The sequence below is a fragment of the Pseudomonas sp. S5D5 genome (genome assembly GCF_003013355.1).
In the GTDB taxonomy this organism is placed as follows: Bacteria; Pseudomonadota; Gammaproteobacteria; order Pseudomonadales; family Pseudomonadaceae; genus Aquipseudomonas; species Aquipseudomonas aylmerensis.
The window spans coordinates 4,695,273-4,711,166 of record NZ_PTEO01000001.1; the positions used below are offsets into that span (position 1 = coordinate 4,695,273).

A 15,894-nucleotide genomic window follows, 5' to 3' on the forward strand; every position below is an offset into this window, starting at 1 on the left:
ACTGGATATCCTTATTCAGTACAAGTTGGATATAGCTCGCAAATTCGCCCATCGGGCATTTTTATGGGTTTGAAGTCGACGGTATTGCCATTGCAGAAAGCGTACAGGTCCTCAAAATTGTCTCCCAGGCAGCGTTTCCATCCATTAGGAAAGCGAACCCAATTGTCGCCCATGTAAGGCAGTTCCTCGGCGGCCAGGCTTATCTTTACCCGTACCTTTTTCCCTGCCAGCTCACCTCGTACCAAACCACCGCCCGTGCGGGATTTATCCGGTGGATCGACTGCACTCAAAGAGTCGCATTTAAGAACCTTGATAATCGCGTGCTGTGGCCCTGCCGTTCGAAACAACCATTGGCATTGCCCGGACAGCTCCTGGACGCCCGATTCCGGCATCCCCGGCCTATCCATCTCCGAGAGATCGCGGATGGAAATGCCGCCAAAAGCCCCGCCGACATCCGTACTGCGCTTCCCCCACTTCGCATTGAAATCAAACGCCACATTGCGCAATACCAGTGGGCAACCGTCGACCGTTTCAGTAAGGGGAAGCTGGTAGCTCACACGACTGGCCACGGGCGTGAACTCGGTAAAGAACACCTTTCGCTCCGGCCTCTTGCCTCGACGCCGTGGCAAGGTGCAGAGCTCTCCGGTGGCAGGCCTATAGTTGGCGGCCGTTTTAAGTTCAAATTCCGCCGGCAAGTCCACCTCCAGCGTGAAACTGTCCACCGGCCTCGCCGTACACCCCCAAAGCCCCATCACACAGAGCGCCAGCCCTGCCCTGCAGATTTGCCTAAACATCCTGCTGCTCCATCAAACGCCACTGATTCACCATGCGGTCAAAGTGCTCGACGGGCGTTTCACCCACACTTGGCGACCATTGGAAGACGCTGCTACGAATGGTTTCTGCCAAGCGCCTCACGACGAGAAACTCCAGCTGTTGCGGCCTGTCCCACTCCCATGCGCGTGCTTGCTCAAGCACCTGGCTCAGCCAGACTTTCGGGTCGTGGAATTCCACCAATGCCGCCAGGTCTTCACTGTGTTCAGCCAACAGGTAGCGCAGGATATTGGCGTGGAGGATGGCCCTGATGTTTGGATTTGGCGTGTTCAGCCAAGGGGCTGGATCGGGTACCGGGTAGTCACCGGGGGCTGGATTGTCGCGGCAGCGCCAGCCGCCTTCGTGCCAGTAGCACAGGCTGACCAGTGGGCCGAGGAATGCCGGCCAGTCCTCCACCGGCAAATGATCCAATGCGCGTGCCAGCGTGCGGTTGTCGTGAAAGCGATACAACGCCTGGGCGCCCTTCGGTCCGATCAACAGGCGCTCGCGCCAATGGGCTGTCACGCACACCAAGTCCTCGTCCGGCGAGCTGCCCAGCCAGCCCCAGTTCGTTTCAGGCGTTTGTAGAAGGTTGAGTAAGGCGGGCTCGTCCATATGCTCCAGCAGCATGATCACCGGACCTGTCTGCGCCAATTGCGCCACGGTGGTCTCGGCGTAGACGCGGCGATACTGCAACAGGCTGCGCACTGACAGCAGGGGTTGATGCGCCGTGTGGTCGCCCTCGAGAATCAGGCACAGCCGGCGTCCGGCCTGCTGCTGTTCGGCGATCCATTGGCCTGGCATGCTCGACATCAAGCGGCCCTCCCCGGAACTTCACCCAGGCTTTCACGACAACATTCGCAGACGGGGCAGAAATCGGCCCCCAACTGGCGCGCCAAGGCCATGATCACGCCCTGCTCCGCACTGGCTTTCGGCGCGTCCACGTGCTCTCCAGAAGCCGCCAACTGAATCGCGGACGGCGAACCGCCAAGGGTGATCGGGCGACTGCTGAAAATACCGCCTGCCTGAATCACCAGGTGCTCCCCACCTGCCTGGAAGCTCAGCTGAGCGCCTGCTTGGATAACCAGACTGGCACCCGCCTTCAGTTGCAGCTGTTGCCCAGCTTCGATCACCACGGTCCGGCCAATGTGAGTGCGGCTATCGCCCTGCACCTCCAGGTGATCGCTCGCCTTGAGCACAACCTTGCGATCACCGGTAACGTGACGATGCTCCTCGTTTTCCAAGTGAGTGGTGCTTAAGCCCCGGATGATTTCATGTCGCTCCCCCACCACCTCCAGACGGCTGTCATGGCCAACCTGCTGCTCCAGGTCGCGCTGGGCCCGCAGGTAGATGAGTTCTTCGCCACGCCGGTCTTCGAGGTACAGCTCGTTGGAGCCTGAGTCGCCGACGACGCTGCGGCTGCGCAGCACACTGCGGGTCTTGTGCTGCGGCAACGGATAGGCCGGCCTGTTCGCCGCATTCGGCAGGCAACCGCTGATCAAGGGCTGGTCCGGGTCACCTTCAAGAAACGTCACCAGCACTTCCATGCCGACTCGCGGGATCATCATGGCGCCAAATCCGTCACCGGCCCAACTGGACGCTACCCGGACCCAGCAACTGCTCTTGTCATCGTCCTTGTCCAGCCGGTCCCAATGAAAGCGTACTTTCACCCGGCCATACATGTCGCAATGGACCTCTTCACCGGCAGGCCCGGTGACAGTTGCCGTCTGGCTGCCGTTAAGGAGCGGTTTGGAATGGTTGAGGGGCGGCCGGTGCACCGCTCGCCAAGGTGTCGCGGTGAAGCGATTGCGGTAGCCCGTAAAGTGTTCAGCCTCTGAGGTCGCCTCCTCCAGAACCTGCGGTTGACGCCCCTCGTGGCGTACCGACGTGATCAGCCACAGATCATTGCACGCGGGGTCGGGATGATCGCGCAACTCGAGGAAATGCCCACTGCGCAACGCTGGTTGATCGCTCTTGCCGAGCACCCGATGGCGGTCGCGTTGATGACGCTCCAACGCCCGACGCGCCAATCGTCGGCCGTGGGCATACCCGGTAAACCCCGCCGGGTAGCGATAGTCCTCGAGGGGGTGCGTCGAGGCTGGCCCCGCGTACTCCTGCAGGCGCAGTGCAGGATGTTCGAAGTCGCGATCGCGGCGCACGGTTTTCTGGCTGCGTGTGGCCAGGCGCCTATCGAAATGCTGGATAACCTGCGCCTCGGCCTGTGGCCCGCCGGCCGAGCTGTAGCGCTGCGCGGGCAAGCGGCGAAATACCGTCTGGTCATCGCCGAATACCAGGAGGTGAGCGTCGGCGCTGTGGCGAAAATGATAGTGAATGCCCTCCTCCTCACACAGTCGCTGGATGAAGTGCAGGTCGCTTTCCGCGTATTGCACACAGAACGTGCGTGGCGGATACACCACGGGGCCCAGCTCGAACACGTAGGCGTCCGCCAGGATGCCGTGGTGTTCGAGAACGGCTGCAATGATCTGCGGCACGCTGCTGTGCTGGAAAATTCGCTGGTCGAACCGATGGGCGAGATTGGCCAGGCGCGGTGCGAGGGTCAGGTGATAGCGGGTGAGCCGTCGACCCGGATCATCCCGGCCAATGGCATAGACCTGCCCGTGCAAGCCTGCGCTCTCCTGTGCGAAATCCAGATAGGCAGGCTGCTGAAGCAGCCCCTCCAGGTCGACCGAAGGATTTTCACTGATCAACTCCACATGGATGAAAAACGGCTGATCCAGGACTTCAGTGCCTTTAAACGCCAGCACCTGGAAGTCGGTATTCATACCTGAAAGAATCAATTTGAAACGTGATTCGACAAACGCCTCGACCATCCGCTGTTACCCGCCATCCACTCATGCGCTGAAAGACTTTCTCTCTTCAAAAGGCCGAATGATCGCCGAGAAAAAGTGCCTGAACGCCTTGAAGCTTAGCGATTTCGGGGGAGTGACAGGCCATGCAAAAACAAAAAAGAAGTTTCGCACAATGAATCTGGAAGTATCTTTTACAAGATAAAAACATGAGCCAAATAGCCACTTCTTAATATCAAGAAATGCCCTACAACAACTTAACCTGCATAACTAAACAATAAAGAAACGCCCGACACCTCATGCCTATGTCGGGCGTTTGAAAACCTTACGTCTGCACGCGGGCCGTCCCGAAGAGGCTAACGCTCAGCAACGTTTCAGCCTTAGCCTGCAAACGCACTGGCGCGGTGCCACCCGGCATCACCACCGTGACATCACCACTCCCGACCCACCCCGCACGCCACGCCGCACATGCGACCGCGCTCGCGCTGGTCCCGGAGGACGCGGTAGGTCCTTCGCCCCGCTCGAATACCCGTGCGACAAGCCGATTGGCGGATTCGCGTACAACCCATTGCAAGTTGACCCCGGCCGCACACGGCTGCCCGCCTCCCGCAGGGGGCGCGAAGGCAATCGCCTTCAGCGCCTGGAACAACCCTGGCTGTTGCATCTGCAGATTGTCCGGCAAGCCCGACGCCTGCTCGACCAGGGTCACACAATGGGGATTGCCCACCCGCACAAACTGACTGCGTGCCCACTGCGCATTGAGTGCCGACAACTCGCTCACGTGGCTCATTTCAGCGCCATTCAGAAAGGTCGATTCAACCCCCTGCGCGCCCACGGCCGATGGCCCGAACTCGGCCAGCCCCAACGCCAGCCAGAACCCGGCCTTCTGCTCATGGACTGCAGGTTCGATCCGGGTCGCGGTGGGCGTCGGCACATCCGATTTATCGTGATGCACGCGCAACTCACAGGCTTGCGTCATCAAGCCCTGATCCGTGAGCGCCTGGGCAAAGATCGTCAAGCCGTTGCCACTGCGCTCGGCCAGCGAGCCATCGGTGTTGACGATCAACAGATCAAATGGCGGGTCAGCCTGAAACGGCCCGACCAGCAGGCCATCGCAACGGTGGGCCTTGGCGTGCGCAGGCTTGGCACTCGCCCCCCAGCCACACTCGGATGCGATAGCCGCCGCCGTCCACCCCTTGCGCGCAGCCGCTGCCTGGGCCGCACTGTCGGGTACATCCACGCCTCGAGCGCGCAAAAAGGCCGGGCTGACGACTGCATAAATGTTGCCGCGTGCGTCGTAGAACAGCGTCATAGCGCTGCGTGCCTGAGAATGTTCATCGGTTTATCCGTCTGGTTGCCTGCTTACACACTCGGCAGCGTATTACAGAACCTGACGTTTGTGGGAGACGGCCTGGAAGGTGGTAATCCACCGCAAGAGGCCCGGGGTTCATCAGTTCCCGCAGGGATTACACACCTTCAAGACCGTCTCCTACGCACTCGATAATCCCTGTGTGGTCGCCCACCTTGATTGCGTTCCGCGACTGTAAAAATAAAATTCACAACCGCCCATCCCAAGGGAACCCGGCTCGCTCCTCAAGGCCTGATGTGCAACGATGTCACGCCGGACATCGTTCGTTGAACGCAAAACCAAGGATTTTTCATGACTGCCATCCCCACCTCAGCGCCCGTGGTTCCCGGGCGACTGGAGCAAATGTCGACCCGTATCGCCTTCTTCATCGCCGGTTTCGGTATCGCCGCCTGGGCCCCCCTGGTGCCGTATGCCAAGGCGCGCGCGCAACTGAGCGAAGGCACGCTGGGGCTGTTGCTGTTGTGCCTGGGGGTGGGCTCGATCATCGCCATGCCGGCAGCGGGCGCATTGGCGTCGCGCTTTGGCTGTCGGCGGGTGCTGACGGCCGGCACGATCATGATCTGCCTGGCCTTGCCGATGCTGGCCACGGTCACTTCGATTCCGTTGCTGATGGCTGGCTTGTTCCTGTTCGGTGCCGGCCTGGGCACGGTAGATTCCACGGTCAACCTGCAGGCGGTGATTGTCGAGCGAGCCAGCGGAAAAACCATGATGTCGGGGTTTCACGGGTTGTTCAGCCTGGGAGGGATCGTCGGTGCGGCCGGTGTCGCCGGGTTGCTCGGGCTCGGCCTGTCACCCTTGCAGGCGACCTGGGTGGTGATCGCGGTGATGGTGGTGGCCCTGCTCAAGGCCGGCCCACACCTGTTGCCCTATGGCAGTGAAAGCTCAGGGCCGGCCTTTGCGGTTCCCCATGGCGTGGTGCTGTTTATCGGCTGCCTGTGTTTTATCGTGTTTCTGGCCGAGGGCGCGGTGCTCGACTGGAGCGCGGTGTTCCTCAGCGCCGAGCGCGACCTGGATGAAGCCTACGCCGGCCTGGGCTACGCGGCTTTCGCCTTGACGATGACGGCCGGACGCTTGACCGGTGACGCCATCGTGCGGCGCCTGGGCGCGACCTGGGTGATCGTCGCCGGTGGCGCGCTGGCGGCGGCCGGTATCTTTATCGCCACGCTGTCCCCCGCCTGGGAAATGGCGTTGCTGGGCTACGCCCTTGTCGGCGCCGGGTGTTCAAATATCGTTCCGGTGCTCTACACCGCCGTCGGCAAGCAGAACGTCATGCCAGAGCACATTGCCGTACCGGCCATTACCACCCTGGGGTATGCCGGTATTCTGACCGGGCCTGCCGTGATCGGGTTCATTGCGCATGGCAGCAGCCTGGCAACGGCGTTCCTGTTGATCGGAGGATTGCTGGTCGTGGTGGCGGTCAGCGGCAAAATACTGCGGGTATGAAGGAAGAAAACATGAGCTTCCCGGGTCTGTCAGGAAGCCCATACATGATTCATTTACCCTTTTCGTCCTTATCGTTCTTCAACCAGCGTTCAATGCTGTAGTTCTTCAACCAGTCATCAGCGTTATGGCTGCCGAAGATGTTGGTTCCGTTAGCCTTGGTGCTGTCCAGCGAGGCCAACAGTCCTGGTCGTTCGACCAGGTTTATGCCCACAGCTACTTGGTGCGCGCTGTATTTCTTCTTGGGGAGCAAGGTCGTTGGATCCAACACGACCTGACCATTCTTATCTGTTTCGTCAGGGTTCCTGCTCATCTCGATAATCTTATCTTTATGCACATACCGGTGCTTCTCGAAAAAGAAGGTGCGGTCTTCCGACGTATCCCGCAGATCATCAAACATGCCCAGGAATGCCTCTACAACCTGTGCGTTGGTTTTCGTATGGAAGGGGTTGAGGCTCTGGGTGTTGGGGTTGGTATTGCCAATAATCAAGCTGCCGACTTTTGCGAGGCTGTCCAGAGTGATCTCACCGCCCTTGCCAACAATGGCCTCCTCCAGTCGCGGACGATTGAGTATCTCCCGGACCAGCATGATTGTCCGGTCGTAGACCTTACTTTTGCCGGGTTCTTCATTAGCTATGTCCGTCAATGAACTCAGGGTCAGGCGACCATCTTTTTTGAAATCTCCCAACATCGAATAAACGTTACTCAACTTGGTCGCCAACAGGTGGTCCTCCGAGCCGACATAAGGGTTCCCCACGCTCGACATGCCCCCGTAGAAGTTTTGGCCGTCGAAAAACTGCTCGGAACCGTTCGCGAACCTACTATCGTGAGATTTGCCCAGCGCCCGCGCGTCTACCACAGTTTGGGCATAGCCATTCCCCGTCGGTATATTCATCCCGGGGAAAAAGCCCCTTGGATTATTGGTAGTCAAGTCCATAAATGAGCTCCAGCATAGTTAGATTCCACGGATCGGCTTCTGGTTGTTCGATCGGTGAAAACACCGCGAAATCAACAGCCAGCGATTAAGTGGTGGTCGCAAGACAGTGGTTCCGGAGAAAGACCAAATCGACCCGAGTAAAACTTGATTGTTTGTAACGATCGGGAAGGAGCCGTCGAAGGGGCGTCAGTCAACCCGGCAGATCAACTGGTTTTCTGCTTGCGCCACCAAGCGGCCAGGCTATTGAGCAGGCCGGTGTTTTTCAGCGAGGAGGCATCAGCATGGGCGCGCTTTTCCTCGACCTGCATGCCCCTGGAAAAATCATCCGCGACGGGTGCCTGGAATTTGCGCTGGTCGACAAAAGCTTTCATCCGCTGGGTTTCGACCGCGTGTGCATTCGATGCAATGATGGGATCCCGCGCTGCGGCATCCGTTTCTGCCCCCGTCAGCGCCTCTGCAGGCGGGGTACGAAAAAGCTCTTGGCAGCCGGGCTGGGGAGAACGAAACGAGGTTGATGTCATTGGCGAGCCCTCACTGTGAATCTGAAAGCGACCGGCCTGATTGAAACCGGTAGGTACAGCCTGTGTGGCAAATTGGCGCAAACAGTTCCTGAAACAATTGAACCAGGCACCGCATCCGGCGTGCGGCGCCTGGACATGGGTCAGCGGGATAGATAACGCAGCATGGCCTGGGTGATACGGTTACCGGAGCTCGCCAGGTTGAGCGCATTGGTACGCTTGAACATTTCCTGGGCCAGTTGGATGAGGTGATCCTTGGGGGAATCGCCGGTAGGGGTCTGGCCAGCCAGTTTTCGCAGATCGCTGACGGTCAGGTCTCGCCCGAATCGGCCTTTGAGCTGGTTGTAGTGTTCGAGCATTTCACCGAACAGGTCTTTGTCAGTCTTGAATTGGAAGTAGTTGGTTCCATTGATGACGGCGTTGAGACTGGTCCGGTCGATCAGCCCATCGAGTGCACCGGTGGAACCATGACGATCAAGCGCACTCATCAGCCCCGGGTCCCGTAGCAATGCTTTTGCCAGGCGAATGTTCTCGTTGACGGCCGGGTTAGGCGACCAGCCCTTATTGGCCATCGCTCGAATACTGTCAACGCTGACATACCCAGGGTTCCTGGGGTCCCTGAAGGCGCTGTATTTGGCACTCAACTGTGCAGCCAACTCATTACGACTCATTAACGAGTAGTCCAGGCCTGGCCCGCCGGGTACGGTGGGGAAAGGCCTGGGTGGCGGATTACTGATGACCGGCATCGGGCGTGGCGGTGGATTGCTCCAACCAGGATGCGGCCTCGGTGGTGGGTTACCCCAGCCTGGATGCAGGGGGGGACGATGCCCGCCAAACCATTGGCCCATCCAATGCTTGATCTGGCCCAAGGCGCTCGACGTCGCCACTGCGCCGCCATGGCGACTCGAGTCAGCCGCAGACGTCGTTGTAGCCGTGGCCGACTGAGGCGCGCCGAATACCGGTCCGGCGTGGCTTTCTCGAGACTGGAAGCTGACGCTTGCAGCGCTTTGCCCCATGAAGGTTGGCGCGGCAGGCGCCGGGCCACGGGCTTTGGCGTGGGGGCTGGATTTGGCCTGCGAAAGTTCAGGGCCTGATGAAGCAGGTGTGGGTTTATCGAGCATCGATACCGACATAGGTTTCTCCGTTACGGTGGGCGCGATTTTCAGCCTGTCGCTCCAACCACAATGTCGAAGCCCATCAGCTAGCTCATGTGTGGCGCTATGTCGGAATTGGTTCCTGATCAACCGGCAACATGTGCTGTGCAGGTGTAGGAAACAGGCAAAAAAAATCGCAGCCTCGGGGAGCTGCGATTTTTCCCAATCGATGCGATTCAGAACCCGACGCTGGCCTGCACAAAGAACGTACGTGGCTCGCCCAGGTACAACCCGGAGTTGTTATCACTGGAACGGGTGTAGTGCTGCTGGTCGAAAACGTTCTTCACGCCGACGCCCAGTTTGAGGTTCGACAATTGCTCGCCGAAGTCATAACCACTGCGCACGTTGACCGAGACATAACCCGGGATATCACCGTACTGGCCGTCCGCCGTGCCCTGGGTGATATAGGTGCTGGTGGTCCCCGGTGCGCGCTGCCCGGACTGGGCGTACACATCCAGGTTGTGGGTCCAGTGGTTGATGTCGTAGCGCAGGCCGAGGGTCGCCACTTCACGGGAGTACAGCGGCAGGTCGCGGCCCTTGAACGGCACGTCACCTTCCGAGGTGGCTTTGGTGTAGGTGAAGCCGGCGTTGGCGGTCAGGCCGTCGAGGCGCGGGTCGAGGTTCGACAGGTCATAGTGGGCCGACGCTTCGATACCGGTGTGCTTGGTGGCACCCAGGTTGGTCCAGCCCACGTCGTTGCTGACGTATTGCAACTCATCCGAGAAGTCGATGTAGAAGAACGTCAGCTCGCCGCCCCACACGTTGTCGTTGTAGCGCGTCCCCACTTCGTAGGTCTTGGCCTTTTCCGGGTTCAGGCCGTTGGCGGTCTGGTCGCCCGTGCCCCCCTGGCCCAACTGGAAGTATTGCAGGCTGCCGAACGAGGTTTCGTAGTTGGCGAACAGTTTCCAGGCATCGGACACGTGGTACATCACGCTCAGGGCCGGCAACGGCTCGTTGTTGTTAACCTCGCGGCGCTTTTCAGCCACCGCCTCGCCCTTGAGCCCGACCACCGGCCGGTCGTGCCATTCGGTACGAATGTCTTCAAAGCGAATGCCCGGGGTGATGGTCCACTTGCCGATATCGATTTTGTTGTCGATATAGAAAGCATTGGCCTCGGTGCCACCGGTGCGATCCTGATAGACGTGGCCATCGTTGAAGCCGACCGGCGTCGGTACGTTGTCGACCAGTTTCAGGCTGGTGGCCTGCTCGTGCATGCCTTCCTTGAGGTAGCGATAACCCAGGCTGACTTCCTGGGTGCTCGGGCCCACGTCGAACACATGAGACACCCGCGGCTCGATGCCAAAGGTGTAGTAGGTGCGCGGGTACGAGCCGATGCTTCCCAGGTCGCGGTTGGCGATGTTGCTGCCACGGAAACTGTCGGAATAGTAAGTGAGGACTTCGGCTTGGGTACGGTCATCGATCTGGCGGATGTACTTGAAGGACACGTCCTTGCGGCGGCCGCTGAAGTTGTCCCAGTCACGCACCGATTGGTACGGGTTGGCGTCGAACTGCTTCTGGGTCAGGCCGCCGGGCATATCGGCGCTGGCGTCGTAGTAGTGGAAGTTCAGCGAGAAGTCGTCTTGATCGGTCGGCGCCCAGTGGGTCTTGAAGATCACGTCGTCGATGTCATTGGAGTTGTTGCTGTTGCGATAGCCGTTGCCATTCACCCCGGAATACAGCAATGCCACGCCGATGCCATTGTCGGCGGTGCCGCCGATGAAAGCGTTATCGATGTGTTTCCAGCCGCCATGGGCGGACGTTTGCAGGGTGCTGCCGACTTCTCCGGAGAATTTCTCAGGGATCGCGCGGGTCACGAAGTTGATCACGCCGCCGACGTTCTGCGGCCCATAACGTACGGAACCGGCGCCGCGCACCACGTCGATGCTGTCCAGGTTGCCGGCGGAAATCGGCGCCATCGACAGCTGCGGCTGGCCATAGGGCGCGAACGCCGCCGGTACGCCGTCGATCAGCACCGTGGAGCGCGGCGACAGGCGCGACGTCAGGCCACGTACACCGACGTTGAGGGAAATATCACTGCCGCCGGTGCCGTTGGATTCCTGCACCTGCACGCCGGGCACGCGGCGCAACACGTCACCAACGTTCATCGCGCCCTGCTCGACCATGGCTTCGCGGCGGATCACCGTACGCGCGCCGGGGTGGTTCTGCACCACTTCGGCGTTGGCATCGCCGAGCCAGTCACCGACCACCTTGATGTCGGTGGCGCCCAGTTCCAGCGGCGAGCCGGCTTCACCAGTGCCGCTGCTCAACGGGCGCAAGGTCACGGAACCGGCGTCGATCTGGTAGTCCAGGCCGCTGCCTTGCAGCAATTGGCGCAAGGCTTGTTCAGGGGAAAGGTTGCCGTCGACCGCCGGAGCCTGCTTGCCGGCGACCATGTCCGGGCTGAAAAACACTTGCAGGGACGTCTGCTGGCCCAGTTGGCTCAGCGCTGCGCCCAGGGGCTGGGCCTGGATGTGGATGCCCTCGGCGGCGTAGGCGGCCGGCAGCGCGGCGCTGACAGCAAGCGCCAGCGCGAGTGGCGCCCAGCGAGAGATTTTATTGTTGTTCACGGCAAGTTTTTTCACGTCGAACCTAGTCCTGTGATCGCAAAAGTACGCGGCTGTTAATGCAAACCAGTTGCAGTTGCAGGAGAAGACGAAGAACTCGGAAAAAACCTGAATGTCAGCGTGAAATAATTTCCTGGCTGCCGTCCGGCAAGGTGCGCAAGGCCACCGGCAGGATATGTGGCAAGGCCTTGAGCAAGGCGTCGGTGTCGTTGGCCTTGAACACACTGGTCAGGCGCAGGTTGCCGACTGCCGGTGTGCTGACCCGCAGTGGCTGCTCGCGATAACGCGAGACTTCGCGTGCGACTTCGCCCAGCGGGGCGTTGTTGAACACCAGCTTGCCCGTACGCCAGGCTGTCAGCTCATCGGCGTTCACCGCGTAGGCCGTTGCCACCTGCCCCTTGCGGTCGACATGCGTACCCAGGCCCGCCGTCAGTGTCACCACGGTGTCTGCAGCCTGCCCTTGCACCTTCACGGTACCGGCCTCGACCGCTACGCGGGTCTGGTCGTCATCGCGACGCACATCGAACCGCGTGCCGGTGACCGTCACCTGCCCTGCCCCGGCGGCCACCACAAAGGGCCGGCTGGTGTCGTGCTCGACGCTGAACATCGCCTCGCCCTGCTTGAGCTCCACGCCGCGCCGGCCTTTTTCAAAATGCACGGCGACGATGCTGCGGCTGTTGAGGTCCATCACGGAACCATCCGGCAAGGCCACCTGGCGATGCTCACCCAGGCGGGTGCTGAACTCGGCAGTGTAGGGTTTTGGATGATCGAGGCCGCTGAACAGCCCCAGCCCCACGGCGACGGCGACCACACTGGCCGCCACCGCATAACGCAACACGGCGTGGCGCTTGGGGCGCTCGGCGGGTGCTTCGCACAATGCCTGCAGGCGCGCCCTGGGCAGCAAGTCGGTGGCGCTCCACAATCCCTGCAGCACATCGAACTCGTATTGATGCTCGGCGCGCTCATTGCGCCAGGCGTCGAACCGTTGGCGCTCTTCAGGGCTCAGGTCGGCGTCTTGAAGACGTACGAACCATTGCGCAGCTGCATCGCGAGCCTCCTCACTGCCGCAGGCACGTTCAACGTTATCCATCATGGAAGGTCCTGTAAAAAGCGGGCGTGGGTCATGGGGCCATCGCGTCCAGGCGGTCACGCAAATGCCGCAGGGTGCGGATCATATACTTTTCCACCATGTTTTTAGACAACCCCAGGCGTTCGGCGATTTCCTGCTGGGTCAGGCCCTCGATTTTCTGCCAGATGAAAATCTTGCGGCAGTTGAGGGGCAGCTCGGCCAAGGCCCGTTCTATGGAGTCCGCCAACTGGATCGCGTGCATGAAATGCTCCGGGTCGCCGCTGTGGGGCGAGCTCTGATCACAGGTTTGCAGGGCCATGGCTTCGCGACGGTCTTCGCGCCGATAAGCGTCCACTGCAATATTGCGCGCGGTCTGGTGCAGGTAGGCGCGCGGTTGCTCGACCTCGGAAGATTTTGACTCAAGCACCCGCACAAAGGTGTCATGGGCCAGGTCTTCGGCCTGCTGACGGTTTCTCAGGCGGCGCGTCCATGTCCCGACCAACTCTTCGTAGTGTTCGAAAAAGCCTGTTCTGCGGGGCGGCTGAGGGATCATCGCGGGAGCACTGGGGAGGCGGGGCGTGAATAGTAATGCTTCCTATTAAGTCGAGCAATTGCTACCCGTCGCCCGTGGCACTCGCTATGGCTGACTAGCCACCTGCCGGAGACGGCTAAGCTTCTCCCGGCTGCCGCAGACGCTCATCTGGCACCACTTGCGCAGTTTGTTCTTGGAGATGTCCAGGAATACCCAATCACAGTCGGTGGCCGTGCAACTCCTCAATGCCTGAAGATCACCGGACACCAGCATTTGCGTGGCCTCGATGGCAAGGCGGCCCAACACCATGGTGGTGAGTTCCTGCGCGGTGGTGCAGGGTTTCCACTCCCAGGCAGGCTTGCCATCCACCGAGCGCAGCAGTCGCCAGGCAACGCCCTGCTGGAATGCCAGATTGATCTGCTGCAATGGCGCATCGGGCGCGGCCTGTTGCAATGACAACGGATAGAACACGGCGTACAGGCACTCCCTGAACGCGATGATCGCGTCCAGGTCGGGCTGATAGGAAATTGGCGACTCAAACACCATGGGCTTGTAGTCATCGAACTCTTGCGCCGAGATCAACGAGGCATGGAGCGCCCATTCGAAGAAGAACTGAAAACTGGTCAGCCGCTCTTCGATCACCTTGAGGGTGGTGCCGGGACGCCGGCCATTGGTGGTATTGATAAAGTCCAACACCCGGGCCCCGCCAATCAGACGGATCGATTTTGCAGTGCCCGTAAAATGCGTCATGTCTGCTCCTTAGAAAACGCGGTCTTGCGGCGATGCCGCAGATTACCTTGTTTTCTGAAAAGGCTGACAGTGTGATACCGACGCAAAGACCAACGGCTACGTGCGCGCGTCGTTACGTGCGACCCAATCGAGGATCGCCTCGACGGACTGCTCGACCGACAGCGCCTGGGTATTCAAGTGGACTTCCGGAAAGATCGGCAGGTCATACCGCGAATCAATACCGGTGAAGTTCTTGATCAGCCCGGCGCGGGCCTTTTTATACAGGCCCTTGGGATCGCGTTGTTCGGCGGTTTCCAACGGCGCATCCACATGCACTTCCACAAACGACTCATTGCCGATGATCGAGCGCGCGTAGTGCCGGCTCGCCGCCGAGGGTGAGATCAGCGCGACGATCACGATCAGCCCCGCCTCCAGCATCAGCCGCGCCACTTCGGCGACGCGACGGATATTCTCCTCGCGGTCGTTGTCGGTAAATCCCAGGTCCCGGCACAGCCCGCCTCGCACGGAGTCGCCGTCAACGATGCAGGTAAATCGCCCCTGGGCCTGCAGGGCAATGTCCAGCGCATCGGCAATGGTCGACTTGCCGGAAGCAGAGATGCCGGTCATCCAGATGACCAACGGCCTTTGCTTCATGCGCGGGTGTTCGGCGCGTAGATGGCTGAACGCAAACGCATGCAGGTTCTGGCCTGGACCTTGCGCAACATAGCTCATGGCTGCTCTCCCGCCGTCATCGAAACAGGTTGTTTACCCAACATGAACACCATCACGCACTGCGCGAACAACAAGAGCGCAACCACCCAATAGACGCTTGAGAACGACCCCGTCAGGTCCTTGGAAAACCCGCCGAGGAAGTTACCGCACACGCCCCCCAGGCCGATCAGGACATTGGCGATGCCAAAGGCCTGGGTCAGGCGACTGACCGGGACGATTTGCCCGATGTAACTGGGGACAAGCCCGAAGATCGGGTAGAACGCCAAAGCGAACAAAAAGGCCGCGAGGTAGAACAGTGGAAGGCTGTTGAAACTGAACACCAGGGTGGCGGCAAGCCCCGCGCTCAAAAAGCACATCGCCAGGGATGCCCGCACGCCGACCTTGTCGGCGATCCACCCGACCAGAAACCCCGACGCCATGCCCACGGCACCGATGGTGGTCCAGATAAACCCGGCATCCTGCACCGACACGCCCAGCTCATCGCGAAGAAAAGGCGCCAGGTATGTCTGGAACGGCAACAGTGCCATGCCGTTGAGAAAAGCGATGGCCCAGGTCAGGTATAGCGAACGACTCAGCCAGGGCCGATCACCGCCCGCCACTGCCGGGTGCTCCCCGGCAAAGCCGACATCCTGGCTCGCCCCCAGGTTACGCAACAGAAACCAGGCCACCAGGCACAACGCCACGGAGATCAGACCGGCGGTGAGCCAGATCGAACGCCAGCCGCCGTTCAAGGTGAGAAACGAGACCAGCAATCCATTGATAAACACCCCGTAGCTGGTGCCACTGGAAATCAGCCCCATGACCCGCGAGCGATTCCCCGGGCTGAAGCCCTTGGTGACGATCTCGGCCAACGGGATATACACCGAGGCGGAACAGCCACCGAGCAGAATCAGCAGCGCGCCGGACAGCCAGATGTTGTCGCTGATACTCAAGCCCAGCAACGCCAGGGAGGTCATCACGGTGGACACCAGGCTGATTTTCCAGCCCTCGAAAAACCGGCTGATATAGCTGGTGACCGAGGAAAACAGCAGGAAGCCGACCTGCGCGCCGCCGGTGATCACGCCGACCGTGGTGTAGTCGAAGCCGATGTCCCGGCGCATGTCCACCACGAGGTTGGCGAACAGGTAGACGCCGAACCCATAGGTGCTGGCCACGAAGCCGGTCAACACCACCGCCAGCACCACACTGTCGAGGGTGCGGGGGTTGCTCTGTACGAGTGTACTCATGCTCTGA

At 60.3% G+C, this 15,894-nt stretch carries 14 protein-coding genes; 1 reads left to right on the forward strand and 13 read right to left on the reverse strand.

The features are described 5' to 3' along the window. Nucleotides 1-11 precede the first annotated feature (11 nt). From C9990_RS21275 to C9990_RS21290, 4 genes are all read right to left on the reverse strand, one after another. Nucleotides 12-794 (reverse strand): hypothetical protein, encoded by a 783-nt coding sequence (locus tag C9990_RS21275; RefSeq protein ID WP_106804592.1) that lies wholly within the window; start codon nucleotides 792-794, stop codon nucleotides 12-14. Next, nucleotides 787-1,623, reverse strand: a complete 837-nt coding sequence (locus C9990_RS21280) for a DUF4123 domain-containing protein (RefSeq protein WP_106804593.1) — start codon at nucleotides 1,621-1,623, stop codon at nucleotides 787-789. Before C9990_RS21280 ends, C9990_RS21275 begins: the two co-directional genes overlap by 8 nt. After that, a complete protein-coding gene (tssI, locus tag C9990_RS21285) occupies nucleotides 1,623-3,641 on the reverse strand; it encodes a type VI secretion system tip protein TssI/VgrG (protein ID WP_106804594.1) in 2,019 nt (672 codons plus the stop codon). Before tssI ends, C9990_RS21280 begins: the two co-directional genes overlap by 1 nt. A gap of 301 nt (nucleotides 3,642-3,942) precedes the next feature. After that, nucleotides 3,943-4,929, reverse strand: coding sequence for a diaminopimelate epimerase (locus tag C9990_RS21290; protein WP_106804595.1), 987 nt, complete (start codon nucleotides 4,927-4,929; stop codon nucleotides 3,943-3,945). Between the two features lie 348 nt (nucleotides 4,930-5,277). Here C9990_RS21290 and C9990_RS21295 point away from each other — a divergent pair, with 348 nt between their 5' ends. Then, entirely contained in the window at nucleotides 5,278-6,429 is a 1,152-nt protein-coding gene (locus C9990_RS21295; RefSeq protein ID WP_065907177.1) for an MFS transporter, read from the forward strand. A 49-nt stretch (nucleotides 6,430-6,478) separates the two neighbouring features. Here the strand turns inward: C9990_RS21295 and C9990_RS21300 are convergent, their stop codons facing one another. The 9 genes from C9990_RS21300 to C9990_RS21340 form a co-directional block, all read right to left on the reverse strand. Continuing rightward, on the reverse strand, nucleotides 6,479-7,363 hold the full coding sequence (locus tag C9990_RS21300) for a hypothetical protein (RefSeq protein WP_256595129.1): 885 nt from the start codon (nucleotides 7,361-7,363) through the stop codon (nucleotides 6,479-6,481). Between the two features lie 203 nt (nucleotides 7,364-7,566). After that, nucleotides 7,567-7,965: a type III secretion protein gene (locus C9990_RS32830; protein ID WP_256595130.1), complete on the reverse strand. Its 399-nt coding sequence runs from the start codon at nucleotides 7,963-7,965 to the stop codon at nucleotides 7,567-7,569. Nucleotides 7,966-8,024: 59 nt separating this feature from the next. Continuing rightward, nucleotides 8,025-8,552 carry a hypothetical protein gene (locus C9990_RS32835; protein ID WP_256595131.1) on the reverse strand — a complete coding sequence of 176 codons (528 nt, stop codon included), beginning with the start codon at nucleotides 8,550-8,552 and terminating at the stop codon, nucleotides 8,025-8,027. A 659-nt stretch (nucleotides 8,553-9,211) separates the two neighbouring features. Beyond that, complete coding sequence (locus C9990_RS21315; protein WP_106804597.1) at nucleotides 9,212-11,617, reverse strand: TonB-dependent receptor; 2,406 nt, start codon at nucleotides 11,615-11,617, stop codon at nucleotides 9,212-9,214. Nucleotides 11,618-11,714: 97 nt separating this feature from the next. Further along, complete coding sequence (locus C9990_RS21320) at nucleotides 11,715-12,689, reverse strand: FecR family protein (RefSeq protein ID WP_106805701.1); 975 nt, start codon at nucleotides 12,687-12,689, stop codon at nucleotides 11,715-11,717. A 31-nt stretch (nucleotides 12,690-12,720) separates the two neighbouring features. Beyond that, nucleotides 12,721-13,221, reverse strand: coding sequence for a sigma-70 family RNA polymerase sigma factor (locus C9990_RS21325; RefSeq protein ID WP_065907182.1), 501 nt, complete (start codon nucleotides 13,219-13,221; stop codon nucleotides 12,721-12,723). Nucleotides 13,222-13,305: 84 nt separating this feature from the next. Further along, the gene (locus C9990_RS21330; RefSeq protein WP_065907183.1) at nucleotides 13,306-13,950 is read right to left on the reverse strand and encodes a CGNR zinc finger domain-containing protein; all 645 of its coding nucleotides are present in this window, start codon (nucleotides 13,948-13,950) and stop codon (nucleotides 13,306-13,308) included. A 96-nt stretch (nucleotides 13,951-14,046) separates the two neighbouring features. After that, the gene (cysC, locus tag C9990_RS21335; RefSeq protein WP_065907185.1) at nucleotides 14,047-14,661 is read right to left on the reverse strand and encodes an adenylyl-sulfate kinase; all 615 of its coding nucleotides are present in this window, start codon (nucleotides 14,659-14,661) and stop codon (nucleotides 14,047-14,049) included. Next, entirely contained in the window at nucleotides 14,658-15,887 is a 1,230-nt protein-coding gene (locus C9990_RS21340; RefSeq protein ID WP_106804598.1) for a nitrate/nitrite transporter, read from the reverse strand. The genes cysC and C9990_RS21340 overlap by 4 nt, the downstream gene beginning before the upstream one ends. Nucleotides 15,888-15,894: the final 7 nt, after the last annotated feature.

Coding starts and splice junctions, on each gene's coding strand:
- C9990_RS21280 (WP_106804593.1), bottom strand. CDS start 1,623: ATGTCGAGCATGCCAGGCCAATGGATCGCCGAACAGCAGCAGGCCGGA.
- C9990_RS32835 (WP_256595131.1), bottom strand. CDS start 8,552: ATGAGTCGTAATGAGTTGGCTGCACAGTTGAGTGCCAAATACAGCGCC.
- C9990_RS21290 (WP_106804595.1), bottom strand. CDS start 4,929: ATGACGCTGTTCTACGACGCACGCGGCAACATTTATGCAGTCGTCAGC.
- C9990_RS21300 (WP_256595129.1), bottom strand. CDS start 7,363: ATGGACTTGACTACCAATAATCCAAGGGGCTTTTTCCCCGGGATGAAT.
- C9990_RS21325 (WP_065907182.1), bottom strand. CDS start 13,221: ATGATCCCTCAGCCGCCCCGCAGAACAGGCTTTTTCGAACACTACGAA.
- C9990_RS21340 (WP_106804598.1), bottom strand. CDS start 15,887: ATGAGTACACTCGTACAGAGCAACCCCCGCACCCTCGACAGTGTGGTG.
- cysC (WP_065907185.1), bottom strand. CDS start 14,661: ATGAGCTATGTTGCGCAAGGTCCAGGCCAGAACCTGCATGCGTTTGCG.
- tssI (WP_106804594.1), bottom strand. CDS start 3,641: ATGGTCGAGGCGTTTGTCGAATCACGTTTCAAATTGATTCTTTCAGGT.
- C9990_RS21330 (WP_065907183.1), bottom strand. CDS start 13,950: ATGACGCATTTTACGGGCACTGCAAAATCGATCCGTCTGATTGGCGGG.
- C9990_RS21295 (WP_065907177.1), top strand. CDS start 5,278: ATGACTGCCATCCCCACCTCAGCGCCCGTGGTTCCCGGGCGACTGGAG.
- C9990_RS21275 (WP_106804592.1), bottom strand. CDS start 794: ATGTTTAGGCAAATCTGCAGGGCAGGGCTGGCGCTCTGTGTGATGGGG.
- C9990_RS21320 (WP_106805701.1), bottom strand. CDS start 12,689: ATGGATAACGTTGAACGTGCCTGCGGCAGTGAGGAGGCTCGCGATGCA.